Annotated in this window: 16 protein-coding genes; 11 read left to right on the top strand and 5 right to left on the bottom strand. The window is 35.5% G+C overall.

Going from position 1 to position 17782, the window contains the following annotated elements:
• Positions 1-74 precede the first annotated feature (74 nt).
• From V4P55_RS04670 to V4P55_RS04635, 8 genes are all read left to right on the top strand, one after another.
• Positions 75-755, top strand: coding sequence for a hypothetical protein (locus V4P55_RS04670; protein WP_455473947.1), 681 nt, complete (start codon positions 75-77; stop codon positions 753-755).
• Positions 756-2222, top strand: a complete 1467-nt coding sequence (locus V4P55_RS04665; protein ID WP_455473946.1) for a hypothetical protein — start codon at positions 756-758, stop codon at positions 2220-2222. It begins immediately after the preceding gene.
• Between the two features lie 183 nt (positions 2223-2405).
• Positions 2406-2864, top strand: a complete 459-nt coding sequence (locus V4P55_RS04660; protein WP_455473945.1) for a hypothetical protein — start codon at positions 2406-2408, stop codon at positions 2862-2864.
• Positions 2861-3985, top strand: a complete 1125-nt coding sequence (locus V4P55_RS04655) for a tail fiber domain-containing protein (protein WP_455473944.1) — start codon at positions 2861-2863, stop codon at positions 3983-3985. Before V4P55_RS04660 ends, V4P55_RS04655 begins: the two co-directional genes overlap by 4 nt.
• Before the next feature lie 889 nt (positions 3986-4874).
• A complete protein-coding gene (locus V4P55_RS04650) occupies positions 4875-5108 on the top strand; it encodes a hypothetical protein (RefSeq protein ID WP_455473943.1) in 234 nt (77 codons plus the stop codon).
• A gap of 142 nt (positions 5109-5250) precedes the next feature.
• A complete protein-coding gene (locus tag V4P55_RS04645; protein WP_455473942.1) occupies positions 5251-5901 on the top strand; it encodes a lysozyme in 651 nt (216 codons plus the stop codon).
• 792 nt (positions 5902-6693) lie between these two features.
• Positions 6694-7137, top strand: coding sequence for a hypothetical protein (locus V4P55_RS04640; RefSeq protein WP_455473941.1), 444 nt, complete (start codon positions 6694-6696; stop codon positions 7135-7137).
• Between the two features lie 1104 nt (positions 7138-8241).
• Positions 8242-8967, top strand: coding sequence for a DUF4167 domain-containing protein (locus tag V4P55_RS04635; RefSeq protein WP_455473940.1), 726 nt, complete (start codon positions 8242-8244; stop codon positions 8965-8967).
• Between the two features lie 55 nt (positions 8968-9022).
• Here V4P55_RS04635 and V4P55_RS04630 read toward each other — a convergent pair whose 3' ends face one another.
• The 4 genes from V4P55_RS04630 to V4P55_RS04615 all read right to left on the bottom strand — a co-directional run bounded on the left by V4P55_RS04630 (position 9023) and on the right by V4P55_RS04615 (position 11967).
• The gene (locus tag V4P55_RS04630) at positions 9023-9475 is read right to left on the bottom strand and encodes a hypothetical protein (RefSeq protein ID WP_455473939.1); all 453 of its coding nucleotides are present in this window, start codon (positions 9473-9475) and stop codon (positions 9023-9025) included.
• 47 nt (positions 9476-9522) lie between these two features.
• The gene (locus V4P55_RS04625; RefSeq protein ID WP_455473938.1) at positions 9523-9885 is read right to left on the bottom strand and encodes a hypothetical protein; all 363 of its coding nucleotides are present in this window, start codon (positions 9883-9885) and stop codon (positions 9523-9525) included.
• A gap of 249 nt (positions 9886-10134) precedes the next feature.
• The gene (locus tag V4P55_RS04620) at positions 10135-11148 is read right to left on the bottom strand and encodes a sensor histidine kinase (protein WP_455473937.1); all 1014 of its coding nucleotides are present in this window, start codon (positions 11146-11148) and stop codon (positions 10135-10137) included.
• Positions 11149-11169: 21 nt separating this feature from the next.
• Positions 11170-11967: a response regulator gene (locus tag V4P55_RS04615; RefSeq protein ID WP_455473936.1), complete on the bottom strand. Its 798-nt coding sequence runs from the start codon at positions 11965-11967 to the stop codon at positions 11170-11172.
• A gap of 168 nt (positions 11968-12135) precedes the next feature.
• Here V4P55_RS04615 and V4P55_RS04610 point away from each other — a divergent pair, with 168 nt between their 5' ends.
• The 3 genes from V4P55_RS04610 to V4P55_RS04600 all read left to right on the top strand — a co-directional run bounded on the left by V4P55_RS04610 (position 12136) and on the right by V4P55_RS04600 (position 14528).
• The gene (locus V4P55_RS04610; RefSeq protein ID WP_455473935.1) at positions 12136-12339 is read left to right on the top strand and encodes a NepR family anti-sigma factor; all 204 of its coding nucleotides are present in this window, start codon (positions 12136-12138) and stop codon (positions 12337-12339) included.
• A 6-nt stretch (positions 12340-12345) separates the two neighbouring features.
• The gene (locus V4P55_RS04605; protein WP_455473934.1) at positions 12346-12900 is read left to right on the top strand and encodes an RNA polymerase sigma factor; all 555 of its coding nucleotides are present in this window, start codon (positions 12346-12348) and stop codon (positions 12898-12900) included.
• A gap of 227 nt (positions 12901-13127) precedes the next feature.
• Positions 13128-14528, top strand: a complete 1401-nt coding sequence (locus V4P55_RS04600) for a sensor histidine kinase (RefSeq protein WP_455473933.1) — start codon at positions 13128-13130, stop codon at positions 14526-14528.
• 540 nt (positions 14529-15068) lie between these two features.
• Here the strand turns inward: V4P55_RS04600 and V4P55_RS04595 are convergent.
• A complete protein-coding gene (locus tag V4P55_RS04595) occupies positions 15069-17051 on the bottom strand; it encodes a M23 family metallopeptidase (RefSeq protein WP_455473932.1) in 1983 nt (660 codons plus the stop codon).
• Between the last annotated feature and the right edge of the window lie 731 nt (positions 17052-17782).

Raw genomic sequence — 17782 nt, 5'->3', positions numbered from 1 at the left:
ATAAATACTCCTGTTGGGGGAGAAAAGGACATATTCAAAATATCTTATACTTAAATCAAGGATTATGATGCTTCATGACTGCTTCATCTATCGATGTTACACAACCAGATAAGTCCCAAATTTTTGCTTGTATGATTGCGCTCATTCAAGATGAAATTGATGATACAACGGGTGAATATTACATTCAAATTCAAGATTCAATTCTTACCGCTTTACGTTTGTGTAAACGGGAAAATTTTTTTTTCACTGACAAGATGGCAACAACTTTTAAAACGCAAAGTGGAAAAACATGGTATGGGCAAGAAGTAGGACTCTTTATTGATACAGAAAAAAATATCATGTCCATGTTTTGGGGAACAAACCCCGCAACTCAAAGACAGTTATTTTATGAAACTCCAAAGATTCTGAAAAAAAAATATGGGGCAAATCCACCGCTAGGAATACCTCTTTTTTACACCTGCGTAGATCAAAAAATAGGTCTCTTCCCAGCACCAAAAATGAATAATACGGTGCAATTGTTTTATGCTCCTGTAAGGTTCGGTGAAGAAAAGTGCATGCTTGAAGATGATCCTTGGATGCTCTATGCATTTGATCTTATTAAAGCGCGCGCAAAATACGAGCTGTATAAAAATATCCTCAAAGATCCTGAATATGCTGCTTTTTCTTTTAATGATTTCCAAGAACAGCTCAAAATTTTGCATATCGAAACATCAAGCCGAAAAAACGCTTCAAAAATTATTCCAATGAGGTTTTAAATGGCTTTTTTTCCAATCGCAGATTATCGCCCAGATGTGGCCGACATTAATGGTGTTTTTACTGATGAGCTTATTAATGTATTGCCAGCTGATGGATCTTATATTCCTATGCCAAGCTTTATGCCATTTGCACCGCCTTGTTCTGACAATATTTTAAGCGCTATTGCTGTGAAAACAAAGTTTGGTGTATCAATTATAGTGGGAGCAAACAAAAAAATCTATATGCTCAACAATACAACAATGCAGTGGCAAGATATTAGCCGAGAGGGGGATCCATATCTTGCGAATGTTGATGCGCCTTGGTCTTTTGCTTTGTTTGGTGATTATGTTATTGCTGTGAACGCTAATGATAAGCCACAAGTTATTAATCTTGTTAATAATGATAGTAGATTTAGAAATTTAGGCGGAAATCCACCTCGAGCTGGAATTGTACGGGTATGGGGCGATTTTGTCTGTTTGATGAAATTGACAGAGCATCCAAGGCGTGTGCATTGGTCAGGCTTAAATGATGCCGAATTCTGGACTGTTGGACAAAAAAGCTGCGATTATCAAGATTTTCTCGACGGAGGATTTGTCCAGGGATCAACTGAAACAACTAATCCAATCATTTTTATGCGCTCAGCAATCTATGCGGGATCTTTTATCCCTGGATCCAAGATGATTTTCAGTTTTCAAAAAATACATGATAAACGTGGTGTCAAAAATCCAGAATCTATCGTTTGTAGAGGAAATTTTTCTTTCTTCGCTGATGATGGTGGATTTTACCAGATAACCAATGAGGGAGAAATTATACCTATTGGGTTTGAAAAAGTAGATCGAACTATCACAACAAAAGTTAATAACAGTAATCTGTCTACTTTATTTGCCGCTATCGATGGAGTTTATAATCGCGTCTATTGGATGGTTAAGAGAGATGATCAGGAAGAAGAACGCATCTTATTCATTTATGATTGGGGTTTGCAAAAATGGACAAAAGCTATTTTGCACATTAAAATGATTTTGCCTATTTTCTTATCAGGAAGCACGCTAGAAGGGCTCGATCAGATTTCAAACAACATTGAAAATCTTTCTTTTTCTCTCGATAGTAAAGCTTGGAAAAATGAGGCTCCTGTTCTTGGTGCCTTTGATAACCAAGGCAGACTTGGTTCCTTTTCGGGTAAACCCATGGCTTGTATTGTGACATCACAAGAAATGGGACAGACAAGTGGCATGATGACAAGGATAAAAAATATTTTTCCTCGGATCAATAGTGGAGAATTTTATCTATCTGTTGGAATACGTTTGCGCCAATCTCTCGAAGAAAAAACCGTTTGGCTTCCAGAAAAGCAGCCATCTTATAACACTGGTAAAATTCATTATCGCGTAAGAGCACGATTTTATCGCTTTAAATTACGAATCCCTGAAGGGGTTAATTGGTCTCATATTACGGGGTTCGATGTAGAGTTGAAACCTGCTGGCATGCGTTGAGCAGGTTCTTCAAACAAAAAACGGTGCATTGAGCATATTCCTTAACTTGAACGATGTGCTGATCCATGTTTTTCAAGTTTAAAAGAGGGATGCACCGATCTACAGCGCTTATCAAAAACAGAATTGAGATCATACCTTGTAATTGATGATGTGGCTAATTGCAAAGGGCTGAAAAATAAAATTATGATACAGCAACAAGCTAATAAAAACCTTTATTCTGTTCATCTTACCAATCAATGGCCATGGGAAAAAATAGCACAATATAAAAATGACATTAATGCTGCTATGACAAAATACGCAAAACGATTTCCAGATGATGTGTGTTTACCAATTATGGCTCAAGAAATCGCTATGGGACAAACACAATTATGGATTGTTTTAAAAAATAACACAAAATTTAGCGCTTTCGTGATCACAAAAATTGAAATGACGCACACAGAAAAAAAACGTGTTGTTATTTTGGATTTGGCTGGAGAGGGAGGCATAAAATTAGTTACATTGATTGGAAAAATTGAAGAATGGGCTCGTAAAATAAATGCTGATGAAATGCTAACACTTGGGAGACCTGGATGGGCTAAAATGCTCGCTCATCATGGATATTCTCGTAATCTAATTCATTATAGAAAGGTGCTAATTCCATGAGAAAGAAAGTAACACCACAAATTCAAACAACAACACAAACAAGTGCTCCACCTACTTGGGCAGAAGATATTTTTAAAACAGCCAGTGATCAGGCACTTTCTCTTTTTAATCAAGGGGTTGGCGGCAATGTCTACCAAGGTGATCGCATAGCTGGTTTAAGTGATACAACACAAAATGCAATCGCAGGATTACAAAACGCTGCTAATCAATATAATAATCCCGTATTGATGAGAGCAATCAATACTCCAACACAAAGTGCAACAAACCTTGCTAATATGGCACAAGGAAATTTGATTGGGGGCAATAATAAATTTGATATAGCTCTGCAAAATGCTCTCAATAAAACTTCTGATGCGGTTAATCAAGCTATGGCAGGAGCTGGACGTTATGGCTCTGGTGCGCATACTGGGGTGCTTGCTGATGAACTCGGAGCATTAGCAACAAATGCTACCGCGCAGCAATATAACCAAGATGTGAAAAATATGATGAATGCAAATCAGATGATCGATAATTCTTTGCGTGATCAGGTTAATGCTGCAAACGCTTTCTTTCAAGGGCAAAGTAATGCGCAAAGCAATGCTTTGAAAGGCGGGATGGCTCAAGATACTGTAAGTCAAAAGGCTTTAGATGCTCAGCACCAAAAGTGGACGGAAGAAGATAATAAGGAATGGAATCAACTAGAACGGTTATTACAAACCGGAACGCAAGCTGCAGGAAACTACGGAACAGTATCAGGACAGAAAATAACAAATCCATCAACAGTAAGTGATCCGTTAAATGATGTACAACGATTGCTTGGATTGGTAGGCGGAATCTTCGGATTATCTGATGTGCGGGCTAAAGAAAATATTGTGCCAGTGGGAAAAAAAAATGGTTACCCACTTTATATGTTTAATTATAAAGGAGATCCACAGCGTTATTGCGGTGTTATTGCTCAAGAGATACTGCGTTTGAATCCAAAGGCTGTGTATGTAGACCCAAAAACAAAGTTGCTGCATGTCGATTATAGTAAAATTGGTTTCAAAATGAAAAAAATTACAAAGCCTAAAAATAAAATCTCTTCTTTCTTTTTTACTCTCTTTACTCGTTTTCGTTTTTTCAAAAAAAGCTATGTTTTGTGAGCACAATATATAATGGTTTGAGAAGCGGCATTTAAAAATATTTACGTCAATGAAACTATGAGTTGGAGTAAAAAGTCAAAATAGTACTCAAGATGAACAACTGGTGGTGCCCTTTACGCTATAAAGAAATCTATAAAGTCTTTATCAGATAATGATAATTTGATGGGTGAGAGCAGTGGCGGAGGGGAAAAAAGCTTTATTCGTTTGATTGGCATGGTTTCGTAAGAGCTTCTTCTCTGAATGATCAGTATTGTAAATTTAAGTTTGAAAGAAAGGGATGGGGGTGAGAGTGAAAGCAACGGTTGTGAAAATGAAATAGAGCTTTGTATGCAAAAAAATTTTGATGCAACTTGTCTGCGCTGGTTTATGATAGCGGCATGTTTGGAAAAATGGAAAAAGTGACCCCTTTCGAAATCCAACTTTATCCTTTTTTACATTTGGTGAATAATAGGCTTTATGATGGCTTTTACTATGAAAAAAGTTTAAAAAAATAGCTCTGCTTATGATGATAGAGCCCATTTCAGAAAAAATATACAATTTTTTTGATACTATTGGTCAAATAGAAGAAAAAGGTAACGTGTATACAATATTTCTGATGTAAATGTTTTAGAATTTTATAAATGCACATAGTGTAAAAAGTAAGCAATACGGAAAAACATAAAAAGATCGATGGCGTTATTATTGGTTGTGTTTGTAACGCTGATGCAAATATTCATTTCTCTTACTTAAATGCAAAAAAAAATTAGAAAGTTTTTAAAATTCAAGTATTGCGCGTGCGCTGACTGTTATCTCATTTTTGATGCATGTAAAAAGAGTAACAGTGCATATGAGATAAAAGCCAGAAAATGTTATTTACCCTGTATTTGTGGAACAAATAGGAGATCATGAAATGATATTCTTGCCATTTTCGATTGCTGATATTGATGATCCTGAAAATATTCGTGTGGTGCTTTATGCCAGTGGAAAAATGGGACATGCCCCCTTGAATGCATTGCTAGAAAAAATGCGTCAAAATATCGGCAGCTTTGATAAAAAAATAACAACAAACATGACACAGATCTTGCAGCGTTTAGATGCTTTAGAACAACAGTTAGAAATGCTTCAAAATATTAGTCAAGAATAGAATGCCATAAAAAGTAAAGATCATTAAATAGAAAAGTAAAAAACGAAGATGCTTAAATACAACTATTTTGATTTATTTTATTCTCCAACCCTGCCTTTATACACCCTTGATACATTATAGGTTGTTTTAGGAATTAAAAAAAATGCGAAAAATTTCAAAAGAGGGGCTTGCTCTCATTAAAAAGTGGGAAGGTCTTCGATTACAAGCTTATAAAGATGCTGTTGGTTTATGGACAATAGGTTATGGACATACTGCACAAGCAGGGAAACCTTTTGTACAAGAAGGAATGCAAATTACTGAAAAACAAGCAGAAATTTTATTACAAAAAGATTTAGAAAAATTTGAAGAAACTGTTGAGCGAACGGTTAATCAATCTTTAACCGACGAACAGTTTGCTGCTCTTGTTTCCTTTTGCTACAATGTAGGAATAAAAGCGTTTTGCAACTCTACGCTTTTAAAAAAACTCAATGGAGGAGATTATGAATCTGTTCCTGCGGAGCTGCAAAAATGGACAAAAGCAGGGGGAAAACGCTTACAAGGTCTCGTATACCGACGAGTTGCTGAAGCAAGTTTGTGGACAAAAGGGAATTATATTTCTCCTAATTATCAAGAAGTCGAATCACCACAAAATTTTTTTTTGGAATTAGAAGTTTTAGCACCAATTATTGGGTCATTTTCAGGGATAACAGGATTTTTAACGGGACATGGACCTATACAATGCGCTCTGGCTGTTATTATGGTTTTGGCTACCATTGCTGGTATTGGAATATCAATCTATCGGATGAGGGAATAGGACAAGTGGCTTTTTATCCCGTTAAAGTCTTCTCTTTGCCTTGTTAAGGGAATATTGTTTGGAGTGTTTTTTTATGGATGATCAGATCTTTTAAGAAAAAAAATTTAATTAAGTTCTATCCTCATTTTTCAAAAGTATAAAAAACAACCAATAACGACGTTTTTTCTTCTTTTCTATTTTTTACTTTTGTTTTTTTAGGATGATACCAAATAAACACGCTGTTTTATTGCACTGGATACATAAAAACTACAATCATTGATCAACAGGCTTTTTTAGTAAAAACAGAACGCGTATTATTATGCTGGATTGTGAAATCAGATCAATTTTGTCAAAAACAAAGTTGTTGAGGATTGTAAAAAAAAACAAAAAAGACAAGTATTTTTTATATCGTACATCTTTTAAATTGAGATGCGGGTTCTCAGTATTTTCTTCTAAAACCCCGCATATTACATCAAGATATTTCAATTTCTTTTATTGAGGTTTTAAAAAGTGATAGTAAAATATCAATTATGTTTGCTGTATGAAGTTTTACATTCATAAAATCTTATGATAAACCTTCCACACTTTTTCATAAAATGAACAAAAATGATAAAAAAGCGTGAAAAAGTGCGTGGTATGAGATATTAAAAAATTCTTTTTTAAAATATATTAAAATATACAAGTTACTTTCTTTATGCGAGGTTTAACAGTGTGATTTATTGATAATATGTCTTCGGTAAAAATGGGTATATTTATATTATGTATGATCCGTTGCAAAAGAGCTTACCCCATACGTTAAAGGATATGATATTTATGGAAAGAAGAGTCTATGCAATGAGAAAATTGTATCGCAAAAAGTTATCTTATATCATTTCTCGTATTTGTGTTGTTGTTTTTTGTTCTCTTTTGTGTGTTTTTGCCATTATGCAATCTGTGAGCTATTTTTTTCCTGAAAAAAAAGTTGTACAACAAGAGCTTGCTCATTTAAGCATTCCAACATTTGATTTGCGTATTTATTGCAAAGAAATCTCTGCTTCTGTTTTGTCTGAGATAAAATCAGAAGTTTATTATCGTTGTGTTAATTTAGAAAGTGAAGCCTATTTTGCAATCCGTGACATGTGGGACGATTTTTCTTATCACGTGAAGGAAAGATGCGTGAAAATGGTGAGACCGGGAGATGGAAGTTATTTTCTTCTGAGGAACTGTTTTATGAGCGAAAAAAATAATGAAGAATACAAGGTTCGTAATTACTTTTAGTTCTTGTTCCTATCGTAAAATCTCATTCCAAAATTATAAAAATTGCGATCTTAAAATGATCTAAAGACTTTATCCTCTATTTTTTTAATCGACAGCAATACTGATATAGGAACTTAAAGTTATAGTTTTGATTGATTAAAAAAGACGTAAAAAATAACTAAAAAATACATAAATTTTTCAGTTTTCTTTGGTTAACCATTACAAAATGAACAGAGTATTTCCTATTGTAAGATAGGTTGCTTGAATGTGAAAATACTGTGTCTGTTTTTGTAAGAAAATTTTTAACAGCTAAATACGATAAAAAAGCGGGTTAGGTTTTACTTTTCTTATTTTTAAGGCTTCAATTTTAAAAAAATTTGTGGTATGTGAGAGTATCTCTTTCAAGAATCTGCGGTTGTTTTGTTAGATGTAGATTGCTTTTAGGCAATTTAAAGTAAATTTTACAGTACAGCTTACTGATTTCAACAAAAGTATGTTTTTTTGACAGTAAGAGTACTTGAATAATATAGTATGTTCACTTACCTATAAGGGAGCGAGTGGTTATATAACGCGATGTTAAATAGTCACTTAGAGTGGGGAGTGCTTTGGCGCAAAAAATTATGTTGCATAAGGCGCATGGTTGTGTGTTAAGGTAGTTTTTTTGGGAAAGAGGCGTTTATGAGCTGAGTACGCAAATGGACGGAGGGTTCTATCGTTTTTTAGAAGCAGTGGTTTTAAAAGTGGTAGAGAATCACTGAGTTTTATTGGTGCGCTTATTTGTTTACTTAAGGTGCTGTGTGCGTATTTTCGTTTCTTACTGTTTTCCACAAAATGGTGATTTTTCGAATGAAATTTTGTCTATTTTTAAAAAAAACACTTGGCATTTTGTGTGAACATCATTACGTTTCTGCTGATTAAAAGAGAAATAGGGAATTTTAGACTTAGGTTTTCCCTGGTGTTTTGTAATTCTCAAAAAATATAAGTTTTTATCAAATATCAGTAGGTATCATTTTAGTAAAATAAAACACGGATAGTCTGATAACCGTATTTTAAACATGATCTGCGTTATTGGGAAATAATGCGATAAAGAAGAGTCAATTAAGACACACTCCAAAAGGGATGAATATGAGGCCACAACAAAATAGACGGGTACGCGGTCGCAATAATAATGGAAATAACAATAATCGTCGCGGTCCTAATCCATTGTCTCGCAATTATGAGAGTAGCGGTCCAGATGTTAAGATTCGTGGAAATGCACAACAAATCGCTGACAAATATTTAAGTCTTGCACGTGATGCACAAGGAAGTGGTGATCGCGTGATGTCGGAGAATTATTTACAGCATGCTGAGCATTATTTGCGAATCATTCTGGCAGCAGTTGCGCAAATGCCTCAATCTACACGTCGTGAAGAAAGTAGTGAGCAAGAGTGTGATGAAATAAACAGTGAAAGTGCAAATAAAGACGATATCAGCTTTGATAAACATAAAAAACAGAAAAAAAACGGTAATAGCCAACAAGCTAAGACACAAAATGGCTATGTGGATGATGATGCGTTGAAGACAGATGCTGTATCTGATCAGATCAGTGATCAAAAGCAGTTTGTTGTGCAAGAAAACAGTGAACCTGTTAAAAGAACACGTCGTACATCACGTCGGCGCGTTATGGTCAATCAAGAAGCGTCTTCTCTTGAGCTTGAAAAAGTAGCGTCAGGGGCTTGTGAAAATGGAGAAGCATCAGCAGAAAAAGTTTCTTCTCTCCCGTTATTAACTGAAGAAACCCCAAAGAAAACACGTCGGAGGCGAGTAGCAACACCTCGGGTAGAGACATCTTCGGCAGAAGGAAATATTTAAACAAGAGATTATATGAGGTGCATTTAAAAATGCTTCTTTAAGAGACATGTATCCTTTACAAAGAAGGCGGATTGAGTGTTTTTTCTTGTGTTGTTTTTACAGAAAAAATTGCAATAAGTGCACCGGTATAATAATTATAAATCATAAATTGTATTTGTCCTTCAGGTGTTAAGATTTTCAGTACTATATTGTGCTCTGAAAGGCTTTGTGACAAAATCTGAGATCCTTTTGGCAGAGAGAGTGTATGGTGAGCAACTTTGGAGTTTTGGTTTTGAGAAATGACAGAGTCTTTTTGCTGAGAAGTCGCTGCTGGTGCCATGATTTTGTATATAACACCAAACAATACAGCAAGAATGAGAACAAGCGTTATTGAAATGGAGATAGCCATCAAACGCATGAGCTTTTGTCTGATACGTTCCACTGCTGGATCTAAGGGTTGATCTTGAGCTATGGTATCTTTCTCGGCATAATGATTGCTTGGAATATAAATCTGCTTATTATCTGCCATGCTACACTCTTTCATGATTTTTTTTAGAGTGTTACTGATTTATGCTTTTAATCATTTTTATGCAAGGGATCTAAACGCATTCTACGCACAAAAGGATATGATGAGGTAAAAGAATCTGTTTCATGATTTTTGCGCAGATTATTTATGTTTTGGTTTTTAATCAGAAAATTGCCTCGATTTGTGACTGACCAAGTAATATTAATGTGTTCTTTATATAAATTTGTGTGCACGTAGGTGCATTGTGCAAAGATTTGTTCGCCATAAAGTGCAAATTGTTTGACGGATGGTTCTAAATCTTGTTCACATGTTTGGGCTGCAGGGTAAATTTTGGCCATTGTGTTATGAGAATAACAACTGTTAAAATCGTCTGTACATGCAACGAGTAAGAGAACAAAAACAAAAGGATTCATAAAACATTTTCTTAAGTTAAAGTCTGAGTGTGTGTAACACAAGTTATCAGGCTAAGATGAGCTTTCTTAACTCTTAAACGTTTTTTAAAGATTGTTTGTTCCCAAATAGAAAGGATTTTCGTTAAATTGATTTGCGTGCGGTTTTATGACAGTAACGTTGGTTATGTTGGGTGCAAAAATATCTGCTAAAAGTATGCCGTGGGAATTCAGGCATTTCGTTTTTAATTTTTCAGGATTGGAATTGCTTTTTTAAGAAACAGTATCAAAGTAAGTATCAGGAACAGAGAGGCAATAGATAATGCCTTTTTCTGTTAATTTTAAAGAAGCAGACCCATTTACAGAAACAGGAACGATTTTTTCTAGAACAGCACTGCCAAAACGGTTTTTTTTATCAGCAGAAACAAGAGTCTCAGATCCAAAATTCTCATTCCAAGTAATGAGGAGCTGTTTTTTTTCATTTTCTTTTTTATTGATTTCACAGCGCACACATATATGCCCTCCTTCTTGAGATAAAGCACCAAAAGAGAGGGAGTTAATGATTAATTCATGAAAAGCTAAACCAATATGCAAAGCTGCGTTTGGAAAAAGATAAGGATCTATACCTTCAATAGAAAAGCGCTCTGTTTCTTTCACCATATAATCTGAAGTCTGCGAGTGAATCAATTCACGAAATTGAGCACCACGCCAATCAGAATCGGTAATAAGATCTTGAGAATGAGAAAGAGAATGGATACGTCCTTGAAATTTGCGTAGAAAAATCTGCAAGGATTCAGTATAGCGTGCGGTTTGGCTAGCAATACTTTGAATGATGGCTAAAAGATTTTTAGAGCGATGACTGACCTCTCGGAGTAATATTTTCAAGACTTGTTCACGCCGGCGTAATCCTGAAATATCAACACCAGTTGTTATAATACCAATAATTTCTCCACTATCATTGCGATGACAATCAATAGAAAATTTGTACCAAACAGCTTGTTTTGTCATGTCCTCAAACCGGGCTTCAATGGTTTGCATTTTTCCAGTAGCTAAAACTTGTAATTTGATTGTTTCCATATTGTCAGCAAGATCGAGTGAAAAAAAATCAATATCACGACATCCAACGCGCCATTTATGATGCAAATGCTTTGGTAAGTTTTCAGCCCATGCGTAAACCAAATTTGTTGTCTGATACAAAACAAAGATATCAGCACCGCGTATGGCTTGCATTAAAGCGCCAAGATGTGATTTCTCTATTGGTGGCTTGGGAGCAGAAGCAACAATCATAATAAAAAATGTTACCTTGTGCTAAGCAGCTTTGGAAGCGTTTTTTTGAAAAAATAGAGCCTGTGAAATAAGTGCTTTTACCATGTCGGGATTAAAAGGTTTTGTTACTAAAAAAGTTGGTTCTGGACGTTCTCCAGTCAATAATCTTTCAGGAAAAGCAGTGATAAAGATTACCGGTATATTATTATCATTTTTTAAAATATCATTGACGGCATCGATACCAGAGCTGTTATCGGCCAATTGAATGTCAGCTAAAATCATGCGTGGCTTTTTGTTATGATGCATCATTACAGCTTCGTCGCGAGTGCGCGCAATCCCAACAACTTGATGCCCAAGACTTTCTACCATTTGCTCAATATCTATAGCAATGAGGGGTTCATCTTCAATAATCATAATCCGTGTAGCAATTTGTTGTGAAATATCCGTTGATGCTTGGTTGAGAAGATTGCGGAACTCTTTTGGATCAAGATTCATGATTTCACTTGCTTCTTGCTCATTAAACCCTTCAACCGCAATTAATAAAAATGCTTGGCGTGCACGTGGTGTGAGATATGACAATTTTGCACTGGTCTTCTGCTCAATGCCAAATTGTGGCAGCGGATCAGGAATATTAGGTGTTGTTTGGTCAAAAAGATGGCAAAAAAGCCAATAAGTTCCGATGCGATCGCTGGTTGCCTTTGGAAAAATGGAAATATCAGCAATAAGTGCTTCTAACATTGCAGATACATAAGCATCACCCGATGTTTGGCTACCTGTAACAGACCGAGCAAAACGTCGAAGATAGGGAAGATGTGGTGCGATGCGCATTGATAATGACATATTTATAACTCCTTTAGTCTTTGAAGCACTTGGTTAAGCGATAATCATCAACAGACAAAAAAGTTCCCCTCTCGTATGGAACTTTTTACATAAAATTATATTTACAACCATAGGGCGAAAAATCTCTTTTCACTGTTACCTTTGTTATATGGATTAGGGGGATAAAAAATGAACGACCGTGATGAAAAAAATCTTACCAATTGCTTTGCTTTTGGAGAGGATATTCTCGGGGTCAATAGTGAAATAGCGCGAAAGTTGCGTCAATTTTACATGGAAATTCAAGAAGAAGCATTGCCTGTACGTTTGTTAGAGCTCTTGGAAAGATTAGATCAGGCAGAAAAGTTAAGCTTAAACAATGCAAAAAAGGTTTGATTTTTCATGAAAACAGGCGCGCAAAATTTTAAACAGGAGTTACTTTTGATTTTACCTTCACTGCGGGCGTTTGCTGTTTCTTTAAGCAAAAAGCACGATAAGGCTGAAGATTTGGTTCAAGATACCATTATGAAGGCATGGGCTAAACAAGACAGTTTTGAAATAGGAACAAATCTCAAAGCATGGCTTTTTACCATTTTAAGAAATGAATTTTATAGTCAATTACGCAAAAAAGGAAGAGAAGTTCAAGACAGTGATGGTGTATTTACCAAAAATGTTGCGATTCATCCTGCTCAATATGGATCACTCGATTTGCAAGATTTTAAAAATGCCTTAAATACATTATCCGATGATCAAAGAGAAGCCATTATTCTTATTGGAGCATCTGGCTTTTCTTATGAAGATGCTGCCGCTATTTGTGGCTGTGCTGTTGGAACAATTAAGAGCCGCGTGAGCAGAGCACGAAGTCGTTTGCAGGAACTTCTCAAAGTCAATGGTGAATCTGATTATGGTCCTGATGCTTATTCGGCGGGAAGCACATTATGTTCATTTAGTGGCTAAATAAACATAATAATTATGGTAGGTATTCTTGTTTTTTTTATTCCATTTATAGCTATTAAAGTAAAGATAATGTTCTGGGGAAATTTAGAGAGTTTGGCGTATATCATTGGGAAAATAAGAGTGCAGCCTATGTGAGGCGATCAATCAGGACTTTGTGCCATGATCTATAAGGCAGTTCTCTTTTATACTGAAAAATGACAATTTTCAGGTTTGCTGATGGAAATTATATGACAACAAAGACAAATTTGCTGCCTAAAATATCTACTTCCGCAATTTCACGCTGGCGTTGGGCAGCGATTATTGTATCTCTTGTTATGGCCTTTTTGGCATCAGTCTTTATTATGTTGCTCTCAAATGCTGTTGATAGAGAAGTTGCTAGATTAAATACAAGTTCAGAATTGCGTGAGCAGGCTGACTTGGTACTCATTAGTTTAATTGATATGGCTGTTGCTGATCGCAGCTATGCAAAAACCAAAAATCCTGCAGATAAAGAACGTTTTGAAAAAGCGTCCCGAAACCTTGATGATATTCTCGAGTATGCTGCACTTATTGTTTATGCACATCCACAATGGTATGAGTGGTTTGCAGCTTTTAAAAAGGAAGTCGAAGCACGAAAAGCTTTTATGAATGCTCATATGCTTGCTCTTGATGAAAATTCTGATTCCGCTTCAAAATCGTACGCTGCTCCTGAAATACGTAAAATTCAAGTTGCACGTTTAGCACAATTAATGACAAGTTTTATTAATGGGGATGATATTGTTCGGCAAAAACAACGCGAGGAAATAGCTATCATGCGTGCTGCTTTAACATTGGCAGCAATTATTTCAGTGGTGAGTACTTTTATTTCAGCTTATTTTGTTATTAATCGCTTTCATCGTGATGTTCGTTCCTTAAAAACATATCAATTGCTGCTTCATAGTGAAAATGCTGCTCTTGAAGCGCGTGTTAAAGAGCGTACACAAGAATTAGAACGAGCGCGCAATCACGCTGAAAAAGAGCGCCAACGTGTTGAAATGTTATTACAGGATGCAAGCCATCGTATCGGTAATTCTCTTGGTACAGTGTCTTCTTTGCTTGGTTTGCAATTAAATCGTAGCACAAATGAAGAAGTGCGCTCTGTTCTGGGTGCTGCACGTGATCGTATCCAGACAATCTCCGCGGCACACCGTCGTTTACGTTTAAGTGATGATATGGAAACAACTTCATTGGCAGAGTTTTTAAGTTCAGTCGTTCATGATGTTGAGCTAGCTGTGCCTTTTGAATTGCGCGAAAATATAACGATTCATACTTCTTTTAAAGATTATCGATTATCTTCAAGAGATGCTACGACGCTTGGAATTATTCTTGGTGAATTGCTTACAAATTGTTTAAAACACGCCTTTCCTGATCAGCGTTCTGGGAACATTTATATTTCATTTGGTCCACAAGAAGATGGAAAAATGATGTTAATTGTGGAAGATGATGGTGTAGGTATGCGGGCGCAGAGTGCAAAGAAAAAAACAGGTCTTGGCCGCTTGGTTATCGAGCAACTTTGTATGCAGTTTGGTGAAAAACCAATTTTTGAAACTTCTTCTTTGGGAGGGACAAAAGTTATGATCTCTGTGCCTAAATTGAGCGTGAATGATTAAAAGAAGATACGACTTTATCAAAGAAGAAAAAAATTATAACGAGAAAAGCATTGTATATTTGAGCCTATTCATGTCAAAATTTTTAACAAAAATAACTCATCTTTTACATAATAGTCAGTATGAAAATAACATGTCTTTGAAAAAAATGACTTTGACAAAGTGATGAATTACAATGTTGATAGATCTTTTATAGCATTTCTGACATTTTAAAATTTAAATCTTTACGAATTGAAGAAAAAGTATTTTTGAAATTGATGGTTGTTTTCTTTTTCTTGTAAACAGTTGTTCGATTGTCTTTTAACCAATTTAAAAAATTTTCAAAAAAGAAGATATTTTTTTGCTTTAAATAAACTGAATCAATTTAACGATGCATATAGCAAATGTCGCTGTTTTTTCATAAAATACAAACTCTTTTTTATAAAGAGACCTTTGTGTTGCAGTAAAAAAGCGATGAAATTTTTCTCGTTTGGGTTAGTTATCACAGATTTTCTTGTGCCAAAATTGAAAAGATATCCTGTGCGGTATACTGTGAAAAGCGGTTTAAGAAGCATCTTCTGGGAATGTTGCCGGACTGTTTATCAAAGAATCAATATTATTTTTTTCTTGTAAGAATGATTGTAAATCTTGATTTGTTAAAGATTTGCTCTCGGGCAGGCGGATACGCATTGGATTTACTTTTGTGCCATTGACAATGATTTCAAAATGAACATGGGGACCTGTTGCCATCCCTGTTGATCCGACATACCCAATCACTTGTCCTTGTCGGACTTTAACGCCTGGTTTGATACCTTCTGCATAACGACTTTGGTGTGAATAAGTGCTGATATACCCATTAGCATGTCGAATTTGTGTGTGGTTTCCATATCCGCCTGTTACACCCATTCTTATTACAACTCCATCTCCAACAGCAATGATGGGTGACCCTTTTGGTGCAACCCAATCAACGCCTGTGTGCATGCGAACATATCCTAAAATAGGATGCTTGCGCGGACCGAAAGGAGAACCAAAAACACCATGTAGAAGAGGTTTGCGGATTAAAAAAGGTCTTGCGTTTTTTCCTTCTGAATCATAGTAATCCACGCTTCCATCTTTTGATTGGTAACGGTAATATTTATAAGTTGTATTGCCAAATGTAGCGCTAATATAGCGAATCTCAGGATCTGCATTCTCGATTATTTTTTTTCCATTTTTTGCTTCTTGATTGTTTTTGTTTATATCGTTTCCTTGTGGCAGGGCATAAAATATTTCGATATGATCTGTCGGAGTTATCCGACTTTTCATATCAATATTGGTTGCAAGTAGACGAATGATATGCTGAGAGAGAGAGTTTGACATATTATGACTCAGTATCGCGCTATAAATGGCATCATAAGCTGTTGGTAATTGTCCTGTATTGATATGGGGAATACCATTTTGAAAAGCGGTTTTAAGTGCGTGTGACATTTCTGGTTCAGCGCTTTCAACGAATTGATTTTTATCATTGAGAGCAATTGTGAGAACATGATGTTTCCCTTTATAGATGCTTGCTCGCACAATATGATCTTCTTCTCCAAGTTGCGTAACGATCCCAATACGCAAAAAACTTCTTTCTTTCAGTGTATCAGAATGATTAAAGATGCTTAAAATATTTGCAATCTGTTCTACTTGTTCTTCTGTATAATTATTTTTTTTAAGAGCATCGATGATTTTTTGTTTTTTAGGAATGGGAATAATATCTTCAGCATAATTTTTTGTGAGATCGATTCGATGATTTTTAGGGGAAATGGTCATATTTTCTTGGATGATACGTACCTCTGGAGCCTCTGTAAATTTTGGGGTAGAAGATAATTCTTCTAACTTTAAGGGATCGATCAGTGTTAAAACCGAGAGATGCTCATTGGTTCTATCCAAAGAAAGTTCGGTTTTTTGCAATTCTTGTTGTATTTCATCAGAAGTTAGAACATCGGCACCATCAAATCTTATTTGATCAACAACAAAATCATAATTGCGGAGAATCATTTTGGTTTCTATTTTCGCTCCGTAGATTCGTCCAGAATCCTGCATTGTAACCGAGGTGTTTTTCGAATCATCATCCAAAATGCTTAAGGAATCAAATTTAGGATAAGTATAGTGATTTGTGCGTTCTTCAGCTAACGCCATACGAATCCATTCAAAATTTTGGGTTTGAATGATTCTTTCATTGCCTTTTTTTTGCAAAATTGACAGTTCAAATTTGCGTTTGCTATCAAAACTTTGTCGCGCACGCGTAGGAAAAATACGGTCACCTTTGTGTCCATTTGCGTTAGGCGTTTGCGTTTTTGGTAGGGCGTTTTGCTTAAACCATTGCGGAGGTGTTACGAGTCGTTGTTGTTCATCTAAAGCGGTAAAGAGCGCAATTCCCATAAGAATACAGGAGGTTATTCCAGTGAGAATCGTTCCTGTCAGCCAGCGTACAGAAACTTTTCGACGAGCAGGAAGAAAACGTTCAACTTCAAGGGCGGGGTCTTGCCCAGGGTCATTTTTTTGATGTTGATTATCCCACATAAGTCCCCATTGCACTCTATTTAGAATATTGAACCCTTTTTGAATATTATATGTAAAAAGCTAGCACAGCTTAGGGGGATTCTACAAGAATTTGGTGATTGTTTTTAAGAGTGTAACACTCCTTAATTTAAATAAAAATGTTTTTTTGAATTATTATAGCCAGGAAAAGTAATAAAGTACTTGATCATTGGCATCAGTTTTATTTTTAAGTGTATTTTTTTAAATAAAACTTTTGATTGTAAATTACAGAAAAGATATTTATTTTTGCGTTGAGTTGAAAATAGTATTGACTCTTAGATGAAAAGAGTTCTATATAGCGATGTAACGAGAGTGGTTTCTACTTGCGGTGGGAGTTTTTTTGCTCTTGTTTATTTTAAGAATTTAGCATATACGTTTTTGGCTGTTTGAGCTTATTTGGTTTTAGTTTTTACGCTTTTGCGTGTATGGTTTTGTTTGTTTTTTTTTGACGGTTTTTTGACTGTTTGTTCTTTGACAAGAGAAGAGAGAAGAAAGAGAAACGTGGGCGGCATAGTCTGTGGAAGTTTTAAGGTTTACTTTAAGATTTTCTAAAAGAATATGGCGGCACGTTTTTTCAAGAGAAGATGTTAATACCGGATCTAATTATAAGATTAGATTGGTGTGTAAATATGTTCTCGTCGATTCAAGCGTGACCATTAATTGGTCGCTTTATAATGAAGCGAAAAGACCAAGAATAAAGCCAAATCAGATTT

It is taken from the genome of Bartonella sp. B30(2025) (assembly GCF_053793825.1).
This window is presented reverse-complemented; position numbering and strand designations above follow the sequence as displayed.